Below are 23,479 nucleotides of genomic sequence, written 5' to 3'. Positions count from 1 at the left end.
CCCGTCGTCAGCTGATCTTGAACCGTGCCACCGACATCCGAAGCTCTTCGGCGGTGCGCGACAGTTCGCGCACCATCTGCGCGGTGGATCGGGTGCCCTCGCCGGTCTGCTCGGTCACGGCGAAGATGTGCTGGATGTTGCCGGCCACCACGTTGGCCGATTCGGCCTCGCGCAGCGCCTGCTCGGAAATGGCCTCGATCAGCTCGGCCAGTTGCCGCGTCACGCGGTCGATGTCGCCGAGTGCGGCGCCGGCGGCGTCGGACAGCTGCGCCCCCTCCACCACACCCTGGGTGCTGCGCGCCATGGCGCCCACCGCGTCCTGCGTGTCGGCCTGAATGGTCTTGACCAGCGCCGAGATCTGGCGCGTGGCGTCACCCGAACGCTCGGCCAGTCGCTGCACTTCCTCGGCCACCACCGAGAAGCCGCGGCCGGCTTCGCCCGCCGATGCGGCCTGGATGGCGGCGTTGAGCGCCAGCACGTTGGTCTGCTCGGTGATGTCGGAGATCAGCTCGGTGATCTCGCCGATCTCCTGCGAGCTCTCACCCAGGCGCTTGATGCGCTTGGAGGTTTCCTGGATCTGGTCGCGGATGGCGTTCATGCCGCCGATCGAGTTCTGCACCGCGGCCAGGCCGGTCTCGGCGGCGCGCAGCGACTGGCGCGCCACATGGGCCGACTGCTGCGCCTGGGCCGACACCTCGTTGATGCGCTGGGCCATCTGCAGCACCGATTCGCCGGTCTCGCGGATCTCGCGCAGCTGCTCGTCCGACGCGGCCAGCAGTTCGGTGGAGTTGTCGTCCACGCGCTGCGTGGTTTCGGCCACGCGGGCCGCCGTGCCCTGCACCTGGGCCACCAGGGTGCGCAGCTCCTCCACGGTGTAGTTCACCGAGTCGGCGATGGCGCCGGTGATGTCCTCGGTCACGGTGGCCTGCTGGGTCAGGTCGCCCTCGGCCACCGACTGCAGCTCGTTCATCAACCGCAGAATGGCCGCCTGGTTGGCGTCGTTGACGCGCTTGGCTTCCTGCTCCTGGCGCTCGGCCTCGAGCGCCTGGGCCTCGGCGATGCCGGCGCGCTGGGCCTGGTCGGTCACGAACAGGCGCAGGAAACCGTAACCGGCGGCCAGCATCAGCGCCAAGCCGGCCAGCAGCGCCACCACGTGCACCGCGCGGAAGCCGCCGGCGCCGCTCAGCGTCTCCTGCACGGCCTCCAGGCCCTTGCGCAGCGGCTCGCTGTCCTTGATCACCATGCCCTGCGCGTCGCGCGCGCTGGCCATGCCCTGCAGGTTGCTGAGGATGGCGCTGGCCTGGGTCTGGGTCTGCGCGAATTGGGTCTTCAGCTTGGCCAGTTGCTCGCGGGCCTGGGCGTCCTTGGTGCCCGGCAGGCGCAGTTCGGCATTGCCCTCGACCAGGCCGTCGACGATCTCGCGGAAGGTGTTCAGGTCCTTGCCCAGCAGGAACACCGCTTCGGGGCTGCCCCCCTCGGTGGTGAGGAACTCGTTGGCGCTCTTGCCGATGCGCTGGGTCAGCATCACCACCTGGCCCACGGCCGACAGCTCGGCCGCCGAGGCGCCTTGCTGCAGCTTCAGCGACGACACGGTCTCGGCGGTGTCGAGCAGGTCGACCGACTGGCGGTTGATGGCGCGCAGCGCCTCGCCCACCTGGGTCAGGGTCGTCTGCTGGCCGAGCACGGTGTTGGCGCTCTTCTCGGCGCGGTCGATCATCGGCATCAGCGGCGCCAGCTGGTCCTGCGCGGCACCCGGCGCCGCGGCGATGCTGCCGCCGCCGTCCTTCAGCGCGCGCACGTTGCTGGCCAGCACGGCCACCGCGTCCTTGACTTCGGCAAAGGCCGCGGCGTTGCCCACCACCGCCTGCGACACCGCCTTGGCCAGGCGCTGCGACTGCATCAGCGCATGGCCGGTGGCCGCCACCTGGGCCGCATTGCGGCTGGCCGAGGTGAGCGCGAAGATCGTCGACAGCACCAGCAGCAGCAGGCCCACGCCCAGCACGATGGCCAGGATGCGCTGCTGCTCGGCCACCGGGCGCTGGCCGATCAGCGGCAGGCCGGCCACGGCGGCCGCGCCGGCACCGGCGGCGGCCAGGTTCTGGCGCGAGTCCAGGAATTCGCCGCGCGCGTCGGAGGGCGGCATCTCGGAAATGATGGCGGCATCGCCCTCGGCCGGCACCAGGGTGGAGGCCACGTTGGGCGCCTCGAGCACCGAGTCGCCGGGCTCGGCCGTCTGGCCCGCGGGCACCTGGCCGGCGTCCATCGCCGCCTGCAACTCGTCGAAGTTGGTGGGCGCATTCGCACCACCCGCCTCGTTGTCGCGCCGGTTGCCCTTGAGTTTGTCCAGGAAGCCCATTACATCCCTTTCCCTACTTGCTTGGCCGCGGCCCGGCCGGCCCTCGCGGGCTGCCGGCGCTCGCCCGGCGGATCAGCCGGCGATGGCCAGAAATTGCGGCTCGTGTGCCAGACCGGCCAGGCTGATCTCCTGCCAGTCACGGCCCGCCGCATCGCGCCAGCGCGCAGGCGCAAAGGCGGGTCGCGGCCCATTGTCATCAGTTTCGGCGACGACCTGCATGTCCGCCGCGTGGCGCAGGCCCTCGAGGCGGTCGACCAGCAGGGCGCCATTGACGTTCAGCGCAGCGTTGAAGGCCACCAGGCGCGCGTGCTCGGGCGTCGTGCCGCCGGCCTCGCGCAGACCCAGGAAGGCCGCCATGTCGACCACCGAGCACACGCCGCCGCGCAGGTTGACCACGCCGCTGAACCACGGCTGGGTGTGCGGCACCGGCACCAGCGTGCCGGTGTCGAAGATCTCGCCGGCCTCCTTCAGCGGAAACAGCAGGCCCTGGCCGCCGCAGTCCACCGCCAGCCAGGACACGCCCGGCTGCTCGGTGCGCACCTGCTGCATGCGCTCGGCAAGGCGGGTCTGGAGGGCTCGCAGCGCGTCCTTGTTGGCCATGGATGCTTCCGGTACGGCGTGGGGCGGTGCGGCTCAGTCGAACTGGCGGATCTTGGCCAGCAGTTCGTCGGCCTTGACCGGCTTGACCACGTAGTCCTTGGCGCCCTGGCGCAGGCCCCAGACGCGGTCGGTCTCCTGATTCTTGCTGGTGCACATGATCACCGGCAGACCGGCATAACGCGGATCGCGGGTGATCGTGCGGGTGAGCTGGAAGCCGTTCTGCCCCGGCATCACCACGTCCATCAGGATCAGGTCGGGCTTGGCCTCGGCCAGGCGCTTGAGCGCCTCTTCGCCGGATTCGGCGGTGCGGACCTGGAAACCCTCGCGACGCAGCATCTCGGACAGAACATGCAGTTCGGTCTTGGAGTCGTCGACGAGCAGGATGTCGTGCACTGGCATCGGATGATTCTCCCGGATCGTGCCCGCGCAGTCGGTTCAGCGTTGGGGGGGGTCGGTCGCCATGGCGCCGCCCGGCGCCGTGGCGGCCCGGCTGAACTGCTCGACCGCGCGCAGCAGTTGTTCCTTGGTGAAGGGCTTGGTGAGGTAGTCCTCCGAGCCCACCATGCGGCCGCGGGCCCGGTCGAACAGCCCGTCCTTGGACGACAGCATGATCACCGGCACGCGGGCGAAGCGCGGATTGCGCTTGATGATGGCGCAGGTCTGGTAGCCGTCGAGCCGCGGCATCAGGATGTCGCAGAAGATCAGGTCGGGCGTGTGGTCGCTGACCTTGGCCAGCGCGTCGTAGCCGTCCTCGGCCAGCACCACCTCGTGCCCGCCCTGCTTCAGGAAGATCTCGGCCGAACGCCGGATCGTGTTGCTGTCGTCGATGACCAGCACGCGGGTGCCCGCGGCAGCCGGGGCCGCGGCGGGGGTGGGCAGGGCATCGTCCACGTCAGGCGATCCTCGGAAGGGCGGGAACGGCAGTCTCGGCGGGCCGCGACGGCAGCGTGGGAGGACGGCGACCGGTCAGACCGGCACCATCTCGAAGTCTTCCTTGCGGGCGCCGCACTCGGGGCAGGTCCAGTTCATCGGCACGTCTTCCCAGCGGGTGCCGGGGGCGATGCCGTGCTCGACGTCGCCGGCGGCCTCGTCATAGATCCAGCCACAGATGAGGCACATCCAGGTGCGCGGTTCGGTCACGTTGTCGGGCAGGTCACTACAATGAAGCGGGCATTGTAGCCACGGGTTTCCGCCCCCAAGTCTGGCGGATTCCCACCCTGGCCTGCTTTTTCAATCCTCCCCTGCCTGCACGGCTCGCGCGACGACGATTGCCGCGCCGCCGGCAGACCCTTCCGGATCCGCCATCGATGACCTCCCGCCCCCCTTCCGGCCCAGCGCCCGGCCATGCGCCCGGCGCCGCGGGCGCCGACCACGCGGCCGAGCCCGGTGACGAAGCCCTGCAGGAGGCACCCGCACCGGCCTGCGTGCTGAGCTTCAACGTGGCCGACCCCAGCGGCGCGGGCGGCAGCGCCGGCGACGTGGCCACGCTGGCGGCCATGGGCGCGCACGCGCTGCCGGTCACCTGCGGCGTGCTGATGCGCGATTCGGCCGAGATCTTCGACCACCACCCGATCGACGCCGAGGTCATCACCGAGCAGGCGCGCACCATCCTCGAGGACATCACCGTCTCGGGCTGGAAGGTGGGCTTCCTCGGCAGCGCCGAGGGCGTCAGCGCGGTGGCCGAGATCCTGTCCGACTACCCCGATGTGCCGCTGGTCTCTTACCTGCCCAACCTGGGCTGGCTGGATGAAGACCAGGCCCAGCCCTACCACGAAGCCTTCCGCGAGCTGATCCTGCCGGCCACCGAGTTGCTGGTGGGCAGCCACAAGACGCTGACCGACTTCCTGCTGCCCGACTGGGAAAGCGAGCGGCCGCCGTCGGCGCGCGAGCTGGCCGTGGCCGCTGGCGAGCGCGGCACGCGCTATGTGCTGGTCACCGGCATCATGCTGCCGACCAAGGGCACCGAGCAGTACATCGACAACGTGCTGGCCTCGCCGCAAGGCGCGATCACCGGCGAGAAGTTCGAGATGTTCGACACCGCCTTCGTCGGCGCCGGCGACACGCTGAGCGCGGCGCTGGCCGCGCTGCTGGCCTCGGGCAGCGAGCTGCAGGCCGCCGTCGGCGAGGCGCTGAGCTTCATGGACCAGACGCTGGACGCCGGCTTCCGCCCCGGCATGGGTGGCGTGGTGCCCGACCGTTTCTTCTGGGCCCTGCCGCCGGCCGAGGAAGGCCAGGAAGGCGCCGACGGCCAGCCCGGTGCATCGATGCCCCCGGCGGCCGCCCCCAGCCCGGCCGAGCCCGAGCCGCCCAAGGCCAACAAGCCGCCGCCGCGGCGCATGCACTGAATCCCGAGCCCCGACGCCCGATGACCGACCGCAACCAGACCCTGTTCGAGCGCGCCCAGCGCGTCATTCCCGGCGGCGTGAACTCGCCCGTGCGCGCCTTCCGCGCCGTGGGTGGCACGCCGCGCTTCATCGCCCGCGCGCAAGGCCCCTACATGTGGGACGCCGAGGGCCAGCGCTACATCGACTACATCGGCTCCTGGGGCCCGATGATCCTGGGCCACGGCCACCCGGCCGTGCTGGAGGCGGTGCAGAAGGCGGCGCTGGAGGGCTTCAGCTTCGGCGCGCCCACCGAGCGCGAGATCGAGCTGGCCGAGGCCATCATCGCGCTGGTGCCCAGCATCGAGCAGGTGCGGCTGGTGAGCAGTGGCACCGAGGCCGGCATGAGCGCCATCCGTCTGGCGCGCGGCGCCACCGGCCGCAGCAAGATCATCAAGTTCGAAGGCTGCTACCACGGCCATGCCGATGCGCTGCTGGTCAAGGCCGGCTCGGGCCTGGCCACCTTCGGCCACCCCACCAGCGCCGGCGTGCCGGCCGAGGTGGTGCAGCACACGCTGGTGCTGGAGTACAACAACCTCGCGCAGATCGAGGCCGCCTTCGCCGCCCACGGCGCCGACATCGCCTGCGTGATGATCGAGCCGATCGCCGGCAACATGAATTTCGTGCGGGCGCAAGTGCCCTTCGTGAAGCGCATCCATGAGCTGTGCAAGCAGCACGGCGCGCTGTTCGTGTTCGACGAAGTGATGACCGGCTTCCGTGTGGCGCTGGGCAGTGCGCAGTCGGTCTATGCGAAGGCCATTCCCGGCTTCGCGCCCGACATCAGCGTGTTCGGCAAGGTCATTGGCGGCGGCATGCCGCTGGCGGCCTTCGGCACCACGCGCGAGATCATGAAGCACCTGGCGCCGCTGGGCCCGGTCTACCAGGCCGGCACGCTCTCCGGCAACCCGGTGGCCACGGCCTGCGGCCTGGCCACGCTGAAGGAAATCGCCAAGCCCGGCTTCTACGAGGCGCTGGCCGCCAAGACGCAGAGCCTGGTGAGCGGGCTCACGCAGGCCGCGCAAGCCGCCGGCATCCCGTTCTGCGGCGACAGCGAAGGCGGCATGTTCGGCTTCTTCTTCTTCGACAGCCTGCCGCAGCACTACAACGCGGTGATGGCCACCGACAAGGAGCGCTTCAACCGCTTCTTCCACGGCATGCTGGACCGCGGCGTGTACCTGGCACCGGCGCTGTACGAGGCCGGCTTCGTCAGCGCCGCGCACACCGAGGCCGACATCGCCGCCACCGTGGCCGCGGCGGCCGAGGCCTTTGCCGACCTGAGCAAGGCCTGCGCATGATCGAGGCCGTCACCGTGCTGGGCCAGCCGGCCATGCGCCTGGTGGCGCCCGATGGTGCCCAGGCCATCGTGCTGCTGCATGGCGCGCACATCGTGTCGTGGATCCCGGCCGGCGACGACGAGCGCCTGTACCTGTCGCCTTCAGCCCTGGCCGGCCCCGGCCAGGCGGTGCGCGGCGGCATCCCGGTGTGCTTTCCGCAGTTCGCCGGGCGCGGGCCGCTGCCCAAGCATGGCTTCGCCCGCACCCTGGCCTGGGAATGGGTCGAAGGTGCCGAGCGCGGCGGCGCGGCCATCGGCGTGCTGAATCTGGTGAGCAACGAGACCACCCGCGCGATCTGGCCGCACGACTTCGAAGCCGAGCTGACCCTGGTGGTCTCGGGCCGCCAGCTGGACGTGGAACTGGCGGTCACCAACACCGGTCACGCGCCCTTCGAGTTCACCGCCGCGCTGCACAGCTACCTGCGCATCGACGACCTGCTGAAGGCCCGGCTGCACGGCGTGTACGGCCTGACTTACGAGGACACGCTGAACGACGGCGAGCGCTGCCACCAGGAGTTCGACCCGATCGGCTTCGTCGGCGAGATCGACCGCATCTACTGTGACGTGAAGCACCCACTGGAACTGGCCAGCGCACTGGGCCGCCTGCACATCGACCACGAGGGCCTGCCCGAGGCCGTGGTGTGGAACCCGGGCCCCGACAAGGCCGCCGCGCTGCCCGACCTGCCCGACGAGGACTGGCGCCACTTCCTGTGCGTGGAGGCCGGCGTGATCGACACGCCGGTGATCCTGGCGCCCGGCGCTGAATGGGCCGGCCGCCAGGGTTTCGCGGCCTGAGAACCTTTGAGCGACGCGATCTCCGCGCAGGATCAGGGCTGCGGCCGGCGGCACCGCACGGCCAACCACATCAGGCCCAGGCCGGCCAGCCACAGCGCCAGCGACTGCGGCTCCGGCACGGCCGACACTGTGAGATCCACACCCGGCAGGGACTCCACCGTCCACCCCGACAAGGCCTGGCCCTGCGCATTCAGGATCTGCTGGATGCCGCCCCAGCGCATCGAATGCGCCGCGTTCGACCAGGCGCCATACTGCTGCCAGCTGCCGTCGCCAGGCGCATTGGCGTAAGCGCCGGCCGAGGTCCACATCTGCAGCGAGAAGCTGCTCCAGGCACCGAAGGTGACCGGGATGTTCAGCGTCCAGGTGCGGAAAGGGGCGTTGCCGGTGATGGCCTTGCCCTGCGAGTCGGCCACGATGTTGCGGCAGGCTGCATCGGTGTAGTACGGGCAGCCGGTGGCCTGCAGGCCGGTGGCCCAGGCGTGGAAATGGGCCTGGCCACGCAGCTCCAGCCCGGTGGCATTGACGTACAGCGGATCGTCGGCCCAGACGTCCCCGGTGATGTGCAGCGGCACGACCGCCGTGCCCTGGCTGCCTGCTGGCGCATTGGCCAGGGCGGGCACGAAGAACGGCACCTGCACATAGGCATTGGCCGACGCCGACGCAAAGGCGGCGTAGGCCGGCCCGATCGACCGGGTCCTGGCGTAGACCTGGCTGGACAGCTGCAGCACGGTGGGCGTCACACGGCCAAAGGCCTCGGCCCACTGGTGGGAGGCGTAGTCGTAGCCGGTGCCGACGGCGCCCGTGGTGTCGTCGGCGAACAACCGGTCGGTCAGCACCGTGCTGGCGTTGCCGCTGAGGTCGCGCGACTGGTCGTCGTGGTACGCATGGGCGCCGAGGGTCAGCGTGGCCTGCCCGGTCTGAGCCTGGGCCGGAACCCCGAACAGACCCGTCAGGGCGGCCAGGGCCAGGCCGACGGCGCCCTTGGGGCGTTGAAGTGGGTGCGTGAGCATGGCAGACCTCCTGTTGGCATGGCCGGCGGCGCCGGCCCTCCTGCCGGATCCGCGCCTTGTCGTGTCGCAGTTCCAGCTTGTACGCCGGGCCTGGCGTGCGCGACATCCCCAGACAGGGGACGGCACCACGCACGCCTCAGCCACCGAGGGGAGGCCAGGCTGCCTCCTAGAATCCTGGCCCCATGCACATCCACATCCTCGGCATCTGCGGCACCTTCATGGGCGGCCTCGCCGCCATCGCCCGCGAGGCCGGCCACCGCGTCACCGGCTGCGACGCCAACGTCTACCCGCCGATGAGCGACCAGCTGCGCGCCCTCGGCATCGACCTGATCGAAGGCTTCGGCGCCGACCAGCTGGCGCTCAAGCCCGACCTGTTCGTGATCGGCAATGTGGTCACCCGCGGCAATGCGCTGATGGAGGCCGTGCTGAATGCCGGCGTGCCCTACATCAGCGGCCCGCAATGGCTGGCCGAGAACGTGCTGCACCACCCGTCGCGGCCACGCCATGTGCTGGCCGTGGCCGGCACGCACGGCAAGACCACCACCACCTCGATGCTGGCCTGGATCCTGGAGCGTGCCGGGCTGCAGCCGGGCTTTCTGGTGGGCGGCGTGCCGCTGAACTTCGGCGTGTCGGCTCGCCTGGGCACAGGCAATGCATTCGTCATCGAAGCCGACGAATACGACACCGCCTTCTTCGACAAGCGCAGCAAGTTCGTGCACTACCGGCCGCGCACGGCCATCCTGAACAACCTGGAATACGACCACGCCGACATCTTTGCGGATCTCGGCGCCATCGAGACCCAGTTCCACCATCTGGTGCGCACGGTGCCTGGCAATGGCCGCCTGGTGGTCAACATCCGCGAGGAGTCGCTGAACCGCGTGCTGGCGCGTGGCTGCTGGAGCGAGGTGCAGCGCTTCGGTGCGCGCAAGGAAGAGCCCGGTGCGCTGCGGGCCCGCGGCGAGCCGCATGCCTTCGACGTGCTGCGCGGCAGCCTGAAGATCGCCCGCGTGGAGTGGAACCTGCTGGGCGAGCACAACCAGCTCAATGCGCTGGCCGCCATCGGCGCGGCCGAGCATGTGGGCGTGGCGCCTGAAGCGGCGGCCCAGGCGCTGGCCACGTTCGAGAACGTGCGCCGGCGGCTCGAGCTCAAGGGCGAGGCCGGCGGCGTCAAGGTCTACGACGACTTCGCGCATCACCCCACCGCCATGCGCACCACCATCAACGGCCTGCGCCGCAAGGTGGGGCTGGACCGCATCCTGGCCGTGTTCGAGCCGCGCAGCAACACGATGAAGCAGGGCAGCATGAAGGCCCAGCTTCCCTGGAGCCTGGAGGAGGCCGACCTGGCGTTCTGCCTGCAGGGCCACTACGGCTGGAGCGCCGCCGAGGCCCTGGCGCCGATGGGCGAGCAGGCCCGCGTGGCCGACGACGTGGACAAGCTGGTGGCCCAGATCGCCCGCGCCGCCAAGCCGGGCGACCATGTGCTGGTGATGAGCAACGGCGGCTTCGGCGGCATCCACGACAAGCTGCTCACCGCGCTGCAGCGCTGACCCGTCCTCCCACGAAAGCGCTGCCATGCACCACGCCTGCCCGCACGACGATCCCCACGATCACGGCCCGGGCAGCCCGCCACCGGCCGGCGGCGTGGGCATCGCCCGCAGCGGCAGCTTCGACGGCGAGGCCTTCGAGCGCGCCATCGCCGACCTGATGGCCGCCTGCGGCGTGCCGGCCGAAGGCGTGCACACCGGCAAGACGCCCAGGCGCGTGCGCGACCTGTGGGAAAAGCGCCTCCTGGGCGGCTACGCGCTCGATCCGGCCGAGGTGCTGGGCGAGGGCTTTGCCGACCCGCGCCAGGACATGGTGGTGGTGCGCGGCATCGCGGTGCATGGCGTGTGCCCGCACCACCTGGTGCCGTTTCGCGGCGTGGCGCATGTGGCCTATGTGCCGGGCGGCCGGCTGCACGGCTTCGGCCGCATCGCCCGCCTGGTGGATGCCATCGGCCACCGCTTCACCTACCAGGAGTGGATGACCCGCGACATCGCCGACGCATTGCTCACCCACGGCCACGCGCGCGGCGCCGCCTGCGTGATCGAGGCCGAGCAGCTGTGCCTGCTGCTGGGCGAAGACCGCCGGGGTGACGAGCGCGTGGTGACGCAGGCCTTCGCCGGTTGCCTGGCCGACGATGCGGCGCTGCGGGCCGAATTCATGCGGGCCATCGGATGAGCCCGGCGCCCGCCACCCCCATCACCCACCTGCTCTACCTGCATGGCTTCCGCTCGTCGCCCAAGTCGTTCAAGGCCCGGCGAATGCACGCCTGGATGGCCGCGCACCGGCCCGATGTGGTGTGGTGCTGCCCGCAGCTGCCGCCCTCGCCGGCCGAGGCCTGGGCGTTGATCCAGCACCTGATCGCCGACTGGCCGCACGAGCGCATGGCCGTGGTGGGCTCGTCGCTGGGCGGCTTCTATGCCACCGCGGTGGCCGAGGCCACCGGCTGCCGCGCGATGCTGCTGAACCCGGCCGTCGACCCCGCGCGCGACCTGGCGGCCTACATCGGCGAGCAGACGGCCTTCCACACGCCGGAAGAGCGCTTCTTCTTCCGCGAAGAATTCATCGCCGAGTTGCGCTCGCTCACGGTGCCGGCCATCACCCGGCCCGATCGTTACGGGGCGGTGATCGCGCGCGGTGACGAGGTGCTGAGCTGGCAGGAAATGACCGGCCGGTATCCGGGCGCCACGATCCGGCTGCTGGACGGCAGCGACCACGCGATCTCCGACTTCGACGACCACCTTCCCTTTGTGCTGAATTTCCTGACGCTATGCGACTGAAGAACAAGGTTTCCATCATCACCGGCGCCGCCCAGGGCATCGGCTTGGCCACGGCGCTGAAGTTCGCCGACGAGGGCGCCATCGTCATCGTGTGCGACCTGAAGGCCGAGGGCGTGAAGGCCGCCGTGGCGGCCGTGCAGGCCCGCGGCGCGCAGGCCCTGGGCTTTGCGCTGAACGTCACTGACCGCCCGGCGCTCGACGCCATGGTGGCGGCGGTGAAGGAAAAGTTCGGGCGCGTAGACGTGCTGGTCAACAACGCCGGCATCACCAAGGATGCACGCCTGGTCAAGATGACCGAGGCGCAGTTCGACGCCGTGGTCGACGTGAACCTGCGCGGCGTGTTCCACGCCAGCCAGGCGGTGGCCGACACCATGTGCGCCCAAGGCGCCGGCGTGATCCTGAACGCCAGCAGCGTGGTCGGCATCTACGGCAACTTCGGCCAGACCAACTATGCCGCCACCAAGTTCGGCGTCATCGGCTTCACCAAGACCTGGAGCCGCGAGCTGGGCCCCAAGGGCGTGCGCTGCAATGCCGTGGCGCCGGGCTTCGTCGAGACGCCCATCCTGGCCACCGTGCCCGACAAGGTGCTGGACCACATGCGCGAGCAGGTGCCGCTGCACCGCCTGGGCAAGCCCGAAGAAATCGCCAACGTCTACGCCTTCCTGGCCAGCGACGAGGCCAGCTACATCAACGGCGCCGTCATCGAAGTCTCCGGCGGGATGACGGTGTAACCGTCCCTCGCGGGATGGGACAATCGGCCGGGTGAATTACGCCCTGTTCGATGAAGCCGGCAAGTTCCTTGCCGGTCGTGTGATGTCCGAAGCCGAAGCCTCGCTGCAGGTGGAGCTCGATTCGGGCAAACGTGTCAAGGTCAAGTCGGCCAATGTGCTGCTGCGCTTCGCCAAGCCGGAGCCAGCCGCGCTGATGGCCGCCGCCCAGGCGCTGGCGGCCGAGATCGACCTGGATCTGGCCTGGCAGTTCGCCCCCGAGGGCGACTTCCATTTCAGCGACCTGGCCAAGGACTACTTCGACGCCAAGGCCGGGCCCGAGCAGCAGGTCGCCGCGCTGCTGCGCCTGCACGAGGCGCCGCACTACTTCCGCCGCGCCGGCAAGGGCCAGTACAAGAAGGCGCCGGAAGAGATCGTCAAGGCCGCCCTGCTGGCCATCGAGCGCAAGGCGCAGATCGCCGTGCAGATCCAGCGGTGGGCCGATGAACTGGTGGCCGGTACCTGCCCGGCGCCGGTGCGCGAGCAGCTCTACCGCATCCTGTTCAAGCCCGACAAGAACGGGCCCGAGTACAAGGCGGTGGTCGAGGCCGCCAAGCGCAGCCAGCGCGCCCCGCTCGATCTGCTGCAGGCGGCCGGCGCCATCGACAGCCCCTACCAGTTCCACTGGCGGCGCTTTCTGTTCGAGACCTTCCCCAAGGGCACCGGCTTCCCGGCGCTGCAGGCGCCCGAGATCAAGGACGAGCTGCCGCTGGCCCCGGTGCAGGCCTTCTCGATCGACGATTCGCTCACCACCGAGATCGACGACGCGCTCAGCGTCACCGGCCTGGGCTCGGGCGAGATCGTGTTCGGCGTGCACATCGCCGCGCCGGCGCTGGCCATTGCGCCCGATTCGCCGGTGGACAAGGTGGCGCGCGAGCGCCTGTCCACGGTGTACATGCCGGGCTGGAAGATCACCATGCTGCCCGACGCCGTGGTGCAGGCCTACACGCTGATCGAAGGGCGCGACTGCCCGGCCGTCAGCCTGTACGTCACCTTCGACGAGGCCACGCTGGAGGTCAAGAGGGCCGAGACCCGGCTAGAGCGCGTGCCGATTGCCGCCAACCTGCGCCACGACCAGCTCGATGAGTCGGTCACCGAGGCCAGCCTGACCGGCGAGGCGGTGGCCGAGTACCCGTTCGCGGCCGAGCTGGCCTTCTGCTTCCGCCTGGCGCGGCACCTGAAGGCCCAGCGCGAGGTGGTGCGCGGCAAGCCCGAGAACTTCAACCGGCCGGACTACAACTTCCGGCTGGATGGCGACCGCGAGACCGAGCCCGACGGCCACGAAACGGTGACGATCACCGAGCGCCGCCGCGGCGCGCCGCTGGACCTGATCGTCAGCGAGGCCATGATCCTGGCCAACAGCCGCTGGGGCGGCTGGCTGGCCGAGCATGGCGTGCCGGGCATCTACCGCAGCCAGGCCAGCCTGCTGCCGGGCATCAAGGTGCGCATGGGCACCAAGCCGCTGCCGCATGCCGGCATGGGCGTGGCGCAGTACACCTGGGCCACCAGCCCGCTGCGCCGCTATGTGGATCTGGTCAACCAGTGGCAGATCATCGCCTGCGCCCGCCACGGCCGCACGGCCGCGCTGGCCGCCCCGTTCAAGCCCAAGGACGCCACGCTGTTCTCGGTGATCTCGTCCTTCGACGGCGCCTACACCGCGTACAACGACTTCCAGCACGGCATCGAGCGCTTCTGGGCACTGCGCTGGCTGCAGCAGCAGGGCGTGACCGAGCTCGACGCGTCCACGCTGAAGGACGGCCTGGTGCGCGCCGACACGCTGCCGCTGGTGTTCCGCGCACTCGGCTGCGAAGGCCTGCTGCGCGGCACCCATGTGCGCGTGCGCATCACCGGCATCGACCTGCTGACGCTGGACGTGCATGCCTCGCTGGCCGCGCGCCTGGATGACCAGGCCGAGGCCCCGGCCGACGAAGGCGGCGACGAGGACGACGAGGCCCAGGCCGCCGCGCCGCTGTCGCTGGCCATCGACCTGGGCGACGCCGACGGCGCCGCCCCGACCGGCACCGGCACCGGCACCGACAGCCCACCGGCCGCGCCCGCCGCCTGATCGCCCGCCACGGCAGGACCCCGCAGCACAGCACAGGCCATGTCGCAACCCGGTCGCGGCACCTCGAACAGGCCAGGCGCGCCGCCCCCGGCGGCCGCCCGGCCGGCGCGCGAGGCCTTCCTGGCCCGCCCGTCCCGGCCCGAGCCCGCGACGCGGCCCGGCGCATCACCCTTCGTCGGCTTTGCCGACACGCAGTGGCAGCCGCCCCAGCCACCGGCCGCGCCCCTGCGCCCCCAGCCTGCCAGCGGCCAGCGCGCCCTGTGGCGGCGGCTGTCGGTGCTGCAATGGGCGCTGACGCTGTCGGTGGGCGTGCACGCCGGCCTGCTGACGCTGCGCTTCGTCGACCCCGAGCGCTTCGAGCGCGTGTTCCGCGACACGCCACTGGAGGTGATCCTGGTCAACGCCCGGGGCCGCGAGGCGCCCACCCAGGCCCAGGCCATCGCGCAGTCGGCACTGGCCGGCGGCGGTGACGCAGCCACCGGCCGCGCCACCTCGCCACTGCCCGCCGCGGCCCAGGTGGAGCTGGGCGATGCCAGCGACGAGGCACACCGCCGCATCGAACAGCTGCAGCAGATGCAGCAGCAGCTGCTGGCCAGCGTGCACCAGGAGCTGGCCAAGCTGCCGCCGCCCGACCCGCAGCGCGACGAGGGCACGCCGCAGGCGCGCGAGCAGGAAGAGCGCCGCCGCCAGCTGCTCAAGCAGATGGCCGAGATCGAGAAGCGCATCGCCGAGGAGAACGCCCGGCCGCGCAAACGCTTCATCAGCCCGGCCACGCGCGAGGCCGTGTACGCGCTGTACTACGACCGCCTGCGCCGCAAGGTGGAGGAGCGCGGCACGCGCGACTTTCCCACCCACCAGGGCCGCAAGCTGTACGGCGAGCTGACGATGAACATCACCGTCGATGCCGAGGGCCGGGTGGTGTCGTCCGAGGTCGTGCATGGCTCGGGCAACAAGAACCTCGACCGCCGCGCCGTGGCCATCGTGCAGGGCGCGGCACCGTACGGCCGCTTCAATGGCGAGATGCGCAACCAGGCCGACCAGATCGTCGTCTCGTCGCGCTTTCGCTTCACGCGCGACGAGGGCCTGGAAACCTCGCTCAGCGCACCGCAGGCCCGTTGAGGGCCACCCGACCGCACCGCATGACCGCCTCTCCCCCTGACCGTTACGCCGTGCTCGGCCACCCGGTGGCCCACAGCCAGTCGCCCTTCATCCACGCCGAGTTCGCGCGCCAGACCGGCGAGCACCTGGTCTACGACCGCATCGAGAGCCCGCTCGACGGCTTCGAGGCCACGGTGCGCGCCTTCATCGCCAGCGCCGATCCGGCCCGCGGCATCGGGCCTGCGCGGGGCTGCAACATCACCGTGCCGTTCAAGTTCCAGGTGCTGCCGCTGGCGCGCCAGGTGACGCCGCGCGCCGCGCTGGCCCAGGCGGCCAACGTGCTGAGATTCGACAACGGCCCGGACGGCGACGGCTGGACCGCCGACAACACCGACGGCGTGGGCCTGATGCGCGACATCACCCACGGCGCCGGCGTACCGCTGGCCGGACGGCGCGTGCTGCTGATCGGCGCCGGCGGCGCCGCTGCCGGCGTGCTGGGCCCGCTGCTGGCCGAGCGGCCGGCCGAGGTGGTGGTGGCCAACCGCAGCCGCGACAAGGCCGACGCCCTGGTGGCCCGCCATGCCGCCTGCGCGCGCGACCACAGCGTGCAGTTGCGCGCCAGCGGCCTGGCCGACTGCGGCGAAGGCTTCGACGTGGTGCTCAACAGCAGCGCCAGCAGCCTGGCCGGCGCCGGCGTGCCGGTCAGCGCCGCGGTGCTCAAGCCCGGCGCGCTGGCCGTCGACCTGATGTATGGCGCGGCCGCCCAGCCCTTCCTCGACTGGGCCGCCGCGCATGGCGCCACCGGCCGCGACGGCCTGGGCATGCTGGTCGAGCAGGCGGCTTTCGCCTTCCAGCTGTGGCGTGGCGTGCTGCCCGACACCGCGCCGGTGCTGGCCGCGCTGCGCGCGCGGCTGGCAGCCAAGGCCTGAGCCGCGCGCCATGGCCAGGAAGCCCGCCCCCGGCTGGCGCAGCACGCTGTGGCGCGTGCTGGCCCTGCTGCTGCTGGCGGCGCTGTCGCTGCAGCTGTACTTCGCCGCCCGCATCGCGCTGATGGCGCTGCTCGACCCGCAATCCACCACCTTCGAGCGCAGCGAGGCCTGGCGCCTGCTGGTCGAGAAGCAGCGCATCGACTGGCGCCAGGACTGGGTGGACGACGCACGCCTGTCGGCCCACCTCAAGCGCGCCGTGATCGCCAGCGAGGACGCCGGTTTCGCCGACCACAGCGGCGTGGAATGGGACGCCATCGAAAAGGCCTGGGAGAAGAACAAGCGCGCCGAGGCCGCCGCCGAACGGCGCAATGCGCAGCTGGCGCAGCAGGCGGAGCGTCAGGCGGCCCGGCAGTCCAAGGGCGGCAACCCGGCCAAGGCCGCAGCGCCAGCCACCCCGGCCGTCAAGCCCAAGGTCGAGCCCAAGCTGATCGGCGGCTCCACCATCAGCCAGCAGCTGGCCAAGAACCTGTTCCTGTCGGGCGAGCGCACGGCGTTGCGCAAGGTGCAGGAGATCGTGCTGACCTACGAGCTGGAGCTGATCCTGGGCAAGCGCCGCATGCTCGAGATCTACCTGAACCATGTGGAATGGGGCGAAGGCGTGTTCGGCGCCCAGGCCGCGTCGCGGCACTACTTCCGCACCGATGCCGCGCAGCTGGGCCCGGCCCAGGCGGCGCGGCTGGCGGTGATGCTGCCGGCGCCCAAGCGCTTCGAGAAGACACCCGGCTCGCCCTATCTGGCCGGACGCAGCGCCACCATCCAGGCGCGCATGGGCGCGGTGGCCCTGCCCTGAGCGGGGTGGGCGCGGCTTCCTACAATCCGCGCTTCATGCCTTCACTTGCCGATGAAATTGCCGCCACGGCCGCCCGGCTGGTGGTGGACGAAGACCTGGACTACGCCAGCGCCAAGCGCAAGGCGCTGCGGGCGCTGGGCCGCCAGAACGCCCGGTCGGCCGAGCTGCCCAGCAACGAGCAGGTGGAAGACGAGGTGCGCGAGTACCTGGCGCTGTTCTGCGCCGACACCCAGCCGGCCGAGTTGCGCACGCTGCGCGAGCTGGCGCTGCCGTGGATGGCGCGCCTGGCCGAGTTCCGCCCGCACCTGGCCGGCGCGGTGTGGCGCGGCACCGCCACGCGGCGCTCGGCCATCGTGCTCGACCTGTACTGCGACGACACCAAGTCGACCGAGATCGCGCTGATCAATCTGGGCATCGACTACGAGGTCGGCAGCCGCCCCGACGGCCATGGCGGCGGCATCGACGTGCTGAGCGTGGCCCAGCGCTCGCGCGAACTGGGCGACTGGGTCACCGTGCACCTGGTGATCCACGACCACGACGACCTGCGCGGCGCGCTCAAGCCCGACGCGCGCGGCCGCAGCTGGCGCGGCGACACCGCGGCGCTGCGCCGGCTGCTGGCCACGCCGGATGCCGAGCCAGCCCACCCCGACCCGACCGGTCCCACCCCAGCCCACCCCGCACCATGAGCCTGTCGCGCCGCCCCCTCTTGATCGGCGCCGTGGCGGCCACGGCGGCTGCGGCCGGCGCCGGCTTGGCCTGGTGGCGCAGCGGCGCGGCGCCCGGTGGCGCGCCAGCCGGCGGCAGCTCGGCCGAGCTGGACGCGCTGTGGCCGCTGAGGTTCGACCGCCCGGAAGGCGGCGAACTGGCCATGGCCAGCCTGCGCGGCAAGCCGCTGGTCATCAACTTCTGGGCCACCTGGTGCGCGCCCTGCGTGCGCGAGCTGCCCGAGTTCGACCGCTTCCACCGCGAGTTCAGCGCCCGCGGCTGGCAGGTGCTGGGCCTGGCCATCGACGGCCCGACACCGGTGCGCGAGTTCCTGGGCCGGGTGAAGGTCGGTTTCCCGATCGGCCTGGCCGGCCTGGACGGCACCGAGCTGGTGCGCACGCTGGGCAACACCCAGGGCGGGCTGCCGTTCTCGGTGATGGTCAGCGCCGACGGCCGCATCGTGCACCGCAAGCTGGGCGAGACCCGCTTCGACGAGCTGAGCACCTGGGCGGCCCGCGCCTGAGGCCGAAAATCGCCCCGCGTTGGGCGAAGTTGCCGGCAATTGCAACTTACCCACCGGCAACATCGGCGAATTGACTGGCATCTCCGGCCGGTCATCAAATCGGCAAAATTCACGTCGCGATGGATTGCTGTGAGACAATCAGGCATCCATTCGATGCCGTTCGCGGCAGATGCGGGCATCAGGCCCCGCAGATGAAATCAGATCGCTGCAAGCTGATCTGCCGTCCCACCGCGGCGCCACCGGCGCGCCGCCGAACCGGAGAACACCCCCATGGACCTGCGCAAGCTCAAGACGCTGATCGACCTGGTGTCGGAATCGAACATCTCCGAGCTCGAGATCACCGAGGCCGAGGGCAAGGTGCGCATCGTGAAGGCCGGCGCCACGCCGGCCGGCGTGGCCCAGCCGCAAATGATGATGGTGGCCGCGCCGTCGGCCCCGGCGGCCGCCACCGCGCCCGCCGCCGCACCGGTGGCCGCCGCAGCCGCCCCGGCCGCGGCCGAGGTGACCGGCCATGTCGTCAAGTCGCCGATGGTCGGCACCTTCTACCGCGCCAGCAGCCCCGGCGCCAAGCCGCTGGCCGATGTGGGCCAGCAGGTCAAGGAAGGCGAGCCGGTCTGCATCATCGAGGCCATGAAGATCATGAACGAGATCGAGGCCGACAAGTCCGGCACCATCACCAAGGTGCTGGTCGAGAACGGTGCCGCGGTCGAATTCGGCCAGCCGCTGTTCATCATCGAGTGACGGCCGGCTGCTGCCCATGTTCAAGAAGATCCTGATCGCCAACCGCGGCGAGATCGCCCTGCGGATCCAGCGCGCCTGTCGCGAGATGGGCATCCGGTCGGTGGTGGTGTATTCCGAAGCCGACCGCGAGGCCAAGTACGTCAAGCTGGCCGACGAGGCCGTGTGCATCGGCCCGCCGCCCTCGGGCCAGAGCTACCTCAACATGCCGGCGATCATCGCCGCGGCCGAGGTCACCGACGCCGAGGCCATCCACCCCGGCTACGGCTTCCTCAGCGAGAACGCCGACTTCGCCGAGCGCGTCGAGAAAAGCGGCTTCACCTTCATCGGCCCCACGCCCGAAGCCATCCGCATGATGGGCGACAAGGTGTCGGCCAAGCAGGCCATGATCCGTTCGGGCGTGCCCTGCGTGCCGGGCTCGGAAGGCGCGCTGCCCGATGACCCCAAGGCCATCGTGCAGGCCGCGCGGGCCATCGGCTACCCGGTGATCATCAAGGCCGCCGGCGGCGGCGGTGGCCGTGGCATGCGCGTGGTGCACACCGAGGCGGCGCTGCTGCACGCGGTGCAGACCACCCGGGCCGAGGCCGGCGCGGCCTTCAACAACCCGGCGGTGTACATGGAGAAGTTCCTCCAGAACCCGCGACACATCGAGATCCAGGTGCTGGCCGACCAGCACAAGAACGCGGTGTGGCTGGGCGAGCGCGACTGCTCGATGCAGCGCCGCCACCAGAAGATCATCGAGGAAGCGCCGGCGCCGGGCATTCCGCGCCGCATCATCGAGCGCATCGGCGACCGCTGCGCCGCCGCCTGCAAGAAGATCGGCTACCGCGGCGCCGGCACCTTCGAGTTCCTGTACGAGAACGGCGAGTTCTATTTCATCGAGATGAACACCCGCGTGCAGGTGGAGCACCCGGTGACCGAACTGGTCACCGGCGTCGACATCGTGCAGATGCAGATCCGCATCGCCGCCAACGAGAAGCTGCCGTTCACGCAGCGCCAGGTGCAGATGCGCGGCCACGCCATCGAGGTGCGCGTCAACGCCGAAGACCCGTACAAGTTCACCCCGTCGCCGGGCCGCATCAGCATGTGGCACCCGCCGGGTGGCCCCGGCGTGCGCGTGGACAGCCATGTCTACACCAACTACCTGGTGCCGCCGAACTACGACTCGATGATCGGCAAGGTGATCGTGCACGGCGACACCCGCGAGCAGGCCCTGGCGCGCATGCGCACGGCGCTGACCGAGACGGTGGTCGAAGGCATTTCCACCAACATCCCGCTGCACCGCGAACTGATGGTGGACGCCAAGTTCATCGAAGGCGGCACCAGCATCCACTACTTGGAAAAGTGGCTGGAACACCACAAGCGGTGACATCCCATGCATGAACTGGTGCTGCGCCTGCCCGAGGCGCTGGTGGAATCGGTCAGCGAGGCGCTGGTCGACGAGCTCGACGCGCTGTCGGTCTCGGTGGCCGACGCCGACGCGGGCACCGAGGCCGAACAGGCCCTGTTCGGCGAGCCCGGCATGCCCGCGCCACGCGAGGGCTGGCAGCGCAGCGACATCACCGCGCTGTTCGCCAACGAGGCCCAGGCCACCGAGGCCGCGGCCCTGGTGATGGCCCAGGACTGGGCGGCCGACGTGCAGGTGCAGGCCCTGCGCGAGGTGGCCGACCAGGACTGGGTGCGGCTGACGCAGAGCCAGTTCGCGCCGGTGGAGATCACGCCCAGCTTCTGGGTGGTGCCCAGCTGGCACGAGGTGCCGGCGGCCGCCGAGAAGATCATTCGGCTCGACCCCGGCCTGGCCTTCGGCACCGGCACCCACCCCACCACCCGCATGTGCCTGCGCTGGACGGCCACGCAGGCGGCGGCGCTGGCCGCAGGCTGGACCCGCGTGCTGGACTACGGCTGCGGCTCGGGCATCCTGGCCATCGGTGCGGCGCTGCATGGCGGCCGTGGCATCGACGCGGTCGACATCGACGAGGCCGCGGTGCAGTCCACCCGCGACAACGCCGCGGCCAATGGCGTGACGCTCAGTGCCGCGCTGCCCGACGACCCGCAGGCAGGCGCGCGCGGCGAGTACCCGCTGGTGCTGGCCAACATCCTGGCCACGCCGCTGAAGCTGCTGGCGCCGCTGCTGGCCAGCCATGTGGCCCCCGGCGGCCACCTGGTGCTGGCCGGCATCCTGGAGCGCCAGGCCGATGAGCTGAAGGCCGCCTACGCGCCCTGGCTGGCGCTGGAGGTCAGCGACAGCGAGGACGGCTGGATCCTGATGACGGCACAGCGGCCGGCCTGATCGGCGCCGCTCGCGGCTCACCCGCTGTTCACCCGCGGCTCACCCACTGACGGTGCACCTGGGCGGCATGGCATCATCGCCGCCACCATGAAGCCGCCCGTTCCTGACGTCCGCCCCGGCCTGCACCGGCGGCGCTGCCCGTCGCGATGAGCCTGGCCACGCGCTGCCCCACCTGCGGCACCGTGTTCCGCGTGGTGCACGACCAGCTGCTGGTGTCCCAGGGCTGGGTGCGCTGCGGCCGCTGCTCGGGCGTGTTCAACGCCACCGACGACCTGCTGGACATGGACACCGGCCTGCCGGTGCACCTGCCCGGCATGGCCACCCCGCCGGCTGCGGCGCCGCACCCGGAGCCCGCTGCGCCCACTGCGCCCGCACAGGCCTCACCGGCCGCCGCGCAGGGCGCCGCGCCACCACCGGCGCTGCCCGCCGCCCCCGAAACCGAACCCGAACCATGGGCGCCGCCAGAACCCCTGGCGCCGCTGGAGGCCCTGGCCCCCGACACCGGGGCCGAGGCCCCGGCGCCCGGCCTGCTGCTGCGCGCGCCCTCGGCCGAGGCGGTGCCGGCCGACCTGCCCGACCCGGCCGCCGACACCGCGCCGCCGCCGCCCGGTGGCCTGTCGGCCACGCTGGCCGACCCCACCCAGGCCACGGCGCCGGCACTGGCCGCGATGGCCGCGTTTCCGCAGGAGGCGCCGCCGCCCGCCGAGCCGGCGCCCGAGTTCGTGCGCGTGGCCGAACGCCAGGCCGCCTGGAAACGGCCGCACAGGCGCGCGGCTGCGGCGGCCGGCGCCCTGGTGCTGGGTGGCCTGGCCCTGGCCCAGGCCGGCCTGCTGTGGCGCGACACGCTGGCCGCGCACCATCCAGGCCTGGCGCCCACACTGCAGACGCTGTGCCGCGTCACCGGCTGCCAGCTGCAGCCTCTGCGCCGCATCGGCCAGCTCTCGGTGGATGCCTCGGCGCTGAGCCGGCTGGACGGCGTGGCCGCCGACGACCCCGGCGCGGCGCAGTACCGGCTGAACCTGACGCTGCGCAACCGTGCCGAGATCGCGCTGGCCGCGCCGGCGGTGGAGCTGTCGCTGACCGATGCCACCGGCCGCCTGGTGCAGCGCCGCGTGCTGCGCCTGGCCGACCTGGGCGCCCCGCAAACGGCCCTGGCGCCGGGCCAGGAGCTGGTGCTGCAGGCCCTGCTGGCCACTGGCGGACAATCGGTCGACGGCTACACCGTCGAGCTGTTCTACCCCTGAACCTCTCTCTTCCATGAACCGGGGCCCTTCGCGGGGCCCGATGCCACCATGTCCGTCCTGATCTGCGGCTCGCTCGCCTTCGACACGATCACCAATTTCCACGGCCGCTTTGCCCAGCAGATCATGCCGGACAAGGTGCACATGCTGAACGTGTCCTTCCTGGTGCCCACGCTGCGCCGCGAGTACGGCGGCTGCGCCGGCAACATCGCCTACACGCTGCACCTGCTGGGCGGCGAACCGCTGGTCAAGGGCGCCATCGGCAACGACGGCGGCGACTACATGGCGCGCCTGAAGGGCTGGGGCGTGGACACCTCGCTGGTGCTGAATGCGCAGGAGACCTACACGGCCCAGTGCATGATCATCACCGACGAGGACAACAACCAGATCACCGCCTTCCACCCCGGCGCGATGATGCTGGCGCACACCACGCGCGTGCCGGTCGAGCGCAAGGACATCACGCTGGCCATCGTGGCACCCGACGGCCGCGAGGCCATGCTGGGCCACTGCCAGCAGCTGGCCGACGCCAAGATCCCGTTCATCTTCGATCCGGGCCAGAACCTGCCGCTGTTCGACGGCGCCGAGCTGCAGCGCTTCACCGAACAGGCCACCTGGGTGGCGGTGAACGACTACGAAGGCGCGATGCTCACCGAGCGCATCGGCACCACCATCGAGGCGCTGTCGCGCCAGCCCAACCTGAAGGGCGTGATCGTGACGCTGGGCGCCGAGGGCTGCGAGGTGTGGGTCAACGGCACCCGCACCCATGTGCCGGGCGTGGCCGCCGAGGCCGTGGTCGACCCCACCGGCTGCGGCGACGCCTTCCGCGGCGCGCTGCTGCACGGCCTGTCGCAGGGCTGGAGCCTGGAGCGCTGCGTGGCGCTGGGCAACAAGGTGGGCGCACTGAAGATCGCCCAGCGCGGCGGCCAGAACCACGCCATCCCGGCGGACCTTATCGCCGCCGCCTGACCTGGGGCAC

At 71.1% G+C, this 23,479-nt stretch carries 24 protein-coding genes; 18 read left to right on the top strand and 6 right to left on the bottom strand.

Going from position 1 to position 23,479, the window contains the following annotated elements:
• Positions 1-7 precede the first annotated feature (7 nt).
• The 5 genes from AACH10_RS06140 to AACH10_RS06120 form a co-directional block, all read right to left on the bottom strand.
• Entirely contained in the window at positions 8-2,356 is a 2,349-nt protein-coding gene (locus AACH10_RS06140; RefSeq protein ID WP_341409486.1) for a methyl-accepting chemotaxis protein, read from the bottom strand.
• A 72-nt stretch (positions 2,357-2,428) separates the two neighbouring features.
• Positions 2,429-2,956: a chemotaxis protein CheW gene (locus tag AACH10_RS06135; RefSeq protein WP_341409485.1), complete on the bottom strand. Its 528-nt coding sequence runs from the start codon at positions 2,954-2,956 to the stop codon at positions 2,429-2,431.
• A gap of 33 nt (positions 2,957-2,989) precedes the next feature.
• Entirely contained in the window at positions 2,990-3,355 is a 366-nt protein-coding gene (locus AACH10_RS06130; RefSeq protein ID WP_341409484.1) for a response regulator, read from the bottom strand.
• A 36-nt stretch (positions 3,356-3,391) separates the two neighbouring features.
• The gene (locus tag AACH10_RS06125) at positions 3,392-3,847 is read right to left on the bottom strand and encodes a response regulator (protein WP_341409483.1); all 456 of its coding nucleotides are present in this window, start codon (positions 3,845-3,847) and stop codon (positions 3,392-3,394) included.
• A 75-nt stretch (positions 3,848-3,922) separates the two neighbouring features.
• On the bottom strand, positions 3,923-4,075 hold the full coding sequence (locus AACH10_RS06120; protein WP_341409482.1) for a rubredoxin: 153 nt from the start codon (positions 4,073-4,075) through the stop codon (positions 3,923-3,925).
• A 188-nt stretch (positions 4,076-4,263) separates the two neighbouring features.
• Between AACH10_RS06120 and thiD the strand changes: the two genes are divergently transcribed.
• Genes thiD through AACH10_RS06105 form a run of 3 tightly spaced genes read left to right on the top strand, consistent with a single transcriptional unit; the run spans position 4,264 to position 7,465 of the window.
• Positions 4,264-5,301, top strand: a complete 1,038-nt coding sequence (gene thiD, locus AACH10_RS06115; RefSeq protein ID WP_341409481.1) for a bifunctional hydroxymethylpyrimidine kinase/phosphomethylpyrimidine kinase — start codon at positions 4,264-4,266, stop codon at positions 5,299-5,301.
• A 20-nt stretch (positions 5,302-5,321) separates the two neighbouring features.
• Positions 5,322-6,632, top strand: coding sequence for a glutamate-1-semialdehyde 2,1-aminomutase (gene hemL, locus AACH10_RS06110; protein ID WP_341409480.1), 1,311 nt, complete (start codon positions 5,322-5,324; stop codon positions 6,630-6,632).
• Complete coding sequence (locus AACH10_RS06105; RefSeq protein WP_341409479.1) at positions 6,629-7,465, top strand: D-hexose-6-phosphate mutarotase; 837 nt, start codon at positions 6,629-6,631, stop codon at positions 7,463-7,465. The genes hemL and AACH10_RS06105 overlap by 4 nt, the downstream gene beginning before the upstream one ends.
• A 32-nt stretch (positions 7,466-7,497) precedes the next feature.
• Here AACH10_RS06105 and AACH10_RS06100 read toward each other — a convergent pair whose 3' ends face one another.
• The gene (locus tag AACH10_RS06100) at positions 7,498-8,475 is read right to left on the bottom strand and encodes a PEP-CTERM sorting domain-containing protein (protein ID WP_341409478.1); all 978 of its coding nucleotides are present in this window, start codon (positions 8,473-8,475) and stop codon (positions 7,498-7,500) included.
• 182 nt (positions 8,476-8,657) lie between these two features.
• On the opposite strand from AACH10_RS06100, the gene mpl reads away from it, so the two are divergent.
• The 15 genes from mpl to AACH10_RS06025 all read left to right on the top strand — a co-directional run bounded on the left by mpl (position 8,658) and on the right by AACH10_RS06025 (position 23,469).
• Positions 8,658-10,022, top strand: coding sequence for a UDP-N-acetylmuramate:L-alanyl-gamma-D-glutamyl-meso-diaminopimelate ligase (gene mpl / locus AACH10_RS06095; RefSeq protein WP_341409477.1), 1,365 nt, complete (start codon positions 8,658-8,660; stop codon positions 10,020-10,022).
• A gap of 25 nt (positions 10,023-10,047) precedes the next feature.
• Complete coding sequence (gene folE / locus AACH10_RS06090; protein ID WP_341409476.1) at positions 10,048-10,695, top strand: GTP cyclohydrolase I FolE; 648 nt, start codon at positions 10,048-10,050, stop codon at positions 10,693-10,695.
• Positions 10,692-11,297, top strand: a complete 606-nt coding sequence (locus AACH10_RS06085; RefSeq protein WP_341409475.1) for a YqiA/YcfP family alpha/beta fold hydrolase — start codon at positions 10,692-10,694, stop codon at positions 11,295-11,297. The genes folE and AACH10_RS06085 overlap by 4 nt, the downstream gene beginning before the upstream one ends.
• Complete coding sequence (fabG, locus tag AACH10_RS06080; protein ID WP_341409474.1) at positions 11,288-12,028, top strand: 3-oxoacyl-ACP reductase FabG; 741 nt, start codon at positions 11,288-11,290, stop codon at positions 12,026-12,028. The genes AACH10_RS06085 and fabG overlap by 10 nt, the downstream gene beginning before the upstream one ends.
• Positions 12,029-12,110: 82 nt before the next feature.
• Positions 12,111-14,129: a ribonuclease catalytic domain-containing protein gene (locus AACH10_RS06075; protein ID WP_341409473.1), complete on the top strand. Its 2,019-nt coding sequence runs from the start codon at positions 12,111-12,113 to the stop codon at positions 14,127-14,129.
• A gap of 258 nt (positions 14,130-14,387) precedes the next feature.
• A complete protein-coding gene (locus AACH10_RS06070) occupies positions 14,388-15,248 on the top strand; it encodes an energy transducer TonB (protein ID WP_341409882.1) in 861 nt (286 codons plus the stop codon).
• A gap of 20 nt (positions 15,249-15,268) precedes the next feature.
• Positions 15,269-16,156: a shikimate dehydrogenase gene (gene aroE, locus AACH10_RS06065; protein WP_341409472.1), complete on the top strand. Its 888-nt coding sequence runs from the start codon at positions 15,269-15,271 to the stop codon at positions 16,154-16,156.
• A 10-nt stretch (positions 16,157-16,166) separates the two neighbouring features.
• Positions 16,167-17,006 (top strand): transglycosylase domain-containing protein, encoded by an 840-nt coding sequence (locus AACH10_RS06060; protein ID WP_341409471.1) that lies wholly within the window; start codon positions 16,167-16,169, stop codon positions 17,004-17,006.
• A gap of 35 nt (positions 17,007-17,041) precedes the next feature.
• Entirely contained in the window at positions 17,042-17,692 is a 651-nt protein-coding gene (locus tag AACH10_RS06055; protein ID WP_341409470.1) for a hypothetical protein, read from the top strand.
• A complete protein-coding gene (locus tag AACH10_RS06050; protein WP_341409469.1) occupies positions 17,689-18,234 on the top strand; it encodes a TlpA disulfide reductase family protein in 546 nt (181 codons plus the stop codon). The genes AACH10_RS06055 and AACH10_RS06050 overlap by 4 nt, the downstream gene beginning before the upstream one ends.
• Before the next feature lie 270 nt (positions 18,235-18,504).
• Positions 18,505-18,975 carry an acetyl-CoA carboxylase biotin carboxyl carrier protein gene (gene accB, locus AACH10_RS06045; RefSeq protein ID WP_341409468.1) on the top strand — a complete coding sequence of 157 codons (471 nt, stop codon included), beginning with the start codon at positions 18,505-18,507 and terminating at the stop codon, positions 18,973-18,975.
• Positions 18,976-18,991: 16 nt separating this feature from the next.
• Positions 18,992-20,341 (top strand): acetyl-CoA carboxylase biotin carboxylase subunit, encoded by a 1,350-nt coding sequence (gene accC, locus AACH10_RS06040; RefSeq protein WP_341409467.1) that lies wholly within the window; start codon positions 18,992-18,994, stop codon positions 20,339-20,341.
• 6 nt (positions 20,342-20,347) lie between these two features.
• Positions 20,348-21,262, top strand: coding sequence for a 50S ribosomal protein L11 methyltransferase (gene prmA, locus AACH10_RS06035; RefSeq protein WP_341409466.1), 915 nt, complete (start codon positions 20,348-20,350; stop codon positions 21,260-21,262).
• 146 nt (positions 21,263-21,408) lie between these two features.
• Positions 21,409-22,506: a zinc-ribbon and DUF3426 domain-containing protein gene (locus tag AACH10_RS06030; RefSeq protein ID WP_341409465.1), complete on the top strand. Its 1,098-nt coding sequence runs from the start codon at positions 21,409-21,411 to the stop codon at positions 22,504-22,506.
• Between the two features lie 48 nt (positions 22,507-22,554).
• Positions 22,555-23,469: a carbohydrate kinase family protein gene (locus AACH10_RS06025; protein WP_341409464.1), complete on the top strand. Its 915-nt coding sequence runs from the start codon at positions 22,555-22,557 to the stop codon at positions 23,467-23,469.
• Positions 23,470-23,479 lie beyond the last annotated feature (10 nt).

The sequence above is a fragment of the Pseudaquabacterium inlustre genome (assembly GCF_038066595.1).
GTDB lineage: Bacteria > Pseudomonadota > Gammaproteobacteria > Burkholderiales > Burkholderiaceae_C > Pseudaquabacterium > Pseudaquabacterium inlustre.
Note: the sequence above shows the minus strand (reverse complement) of the source record. Positions and strands in the feature narration are given on the sequence as shown.

Coding starts and splice junctions, on each gene's coding strand:
- AACH10_RS06140 (WP_341409486.1), bottom strand. CDS start 2,356: ATGGGCTTCCTGGACAAACTCAAGGGCAACCGGCGCGACAACGAGGCG.
- AACH10_RS06135 (WP_341409485.1), bottom strand. CDS start 2,956: ATGGCCAACAAGGACGCGCTGCGAGCCCTCCAGACCCGCCTTGCCGAG.
- AACH10_RS06130 (WP_341409484.1), bottom strand. CDS start 3,355: ATGCCAGTGCACGACATCCTGCTCGTCGACGACTCCAAGACCGAACTG.
- AACH10_RS06120 (WP_341409482.1), bottom strand. CDS start 4,075: ATGTGCCTCATCTGTGGCTGGATCTATGACGAGGCCGCCGGCGACGTC.
- thiD (WP_341409481.1), top strand. CDS start 4,264: ATGACCTCCCGCCCCCCTTCCGGCCCAGCGCCCGGCCATGCGCCCGGC.
- hemL (WP_341409480.1), top strand. CDS start 5,322: ATGACCGACCGCAACCAGACCCTGTTCGAGCGCGCCCAGCGCGTCATT.
- AACH10_RS06105 (WP_341409479.1), top strand. CDS start 6,629: ATGATCGAGGCCGTCACCGTGCTGGGCCAGCCGGCCATGCGCCTGGTG.
- AACH10_RS06100 (WP_341409478.1), bottom strand. CDS start 8,475: ATGCTCACGCACCCACTTCAACGCCCCAAGGGCGCCGTCGGCCTGGCC.
- mpl (WP_341409477.1), top strand. CDS start 8,658: ATGCACATCCACATCCTCGGCATCTGCGGCACCTTCATGGGCGGCCTC.
- folE (WP_341409476.1), top strand. CDS start 10,048: ATGCACCACGCCTGCCCGCACGACGATCCCCACGATCACGGCCCGGGC.
- AACH10_RS06085 (WP_341409475.1), top strand. CDS start 10,692: ATGAGCCCGGCGCCCGCCACCCCCATCACCCACCTGCTCTACCTGCAT.
- fabG (WP_341409474.1), top strand. CDS start 11,288: ATGCGACTGAAGAACAAGGTTTCCATCATCACCGGCGCCGCCCAGGGC.
- AACH10_RS06075 (WP_341409473.1), top strand. CDS start 12,111: ATGTCCGAAGCCGAAGCCTCGCTGCAGGTGGAGCTCGATTCGGGCAAA.
- aroE (WP_341409472.1), top strand. CDS start 15,269: ATGACCGCCTCTCCCCCTGACCGTTACGCCGTGCTCGGCCACCCGGTG.
- AACH10_RS06060 (WP_341409471.1), top strand. CDS start 16,167: ATGGCCAGGAAGCCCGCCCCCGGCTGGCGCAGCACGCTGTGGCGCGTG.
- AACH10_RS06055 (WP_341409470.1), top strand. CDS start 17,042: ATGCCTTCACTTGCCGATGAAATTGCCGCCACGGCCGCCCGGCTGGTG.
- AACH10_RS06050 (WP_341409469.1), top strand. CDS start 17,689: ATGAGCCTGTCGCGCCGCCCCCTCTTGATCGGCGCCGTGGCGGCCACG.
- accB (WP_341409468.1), top strand. CDS start 18,505: ATGGACCTGCGCAAGCTCAAGACGCTGATCGACCTGGTGTCGGAATCG.
- accC (WP_341409467.1), top strand. CDS start 18,992: ATGTTCAAGAAGATCCTGATCGCCAACCGCGGCGAGATCGCCCTGCGG.
- prmA (WP_341409466.1), top strand. CDS start 20,348: ATGCATGAACTGGTGCTGCGCCTGCCCGAGGCGCTGGTGGAATCGGTC.
- AACH10_RS06030 (WP_341409465.1), top strand. CDS start 21,409: ATGAGCCTGGCCACGCGCTGCCCCACCTGCGGCACCGTGTTCCGCGTG.
- AACH10_RS06025 (WP_341409464.1), top strand. CDS start 22,555: ATGTCCGTCCTGATCTGCGGCTCGCTCGCCTTCGACACGATCACCAAT.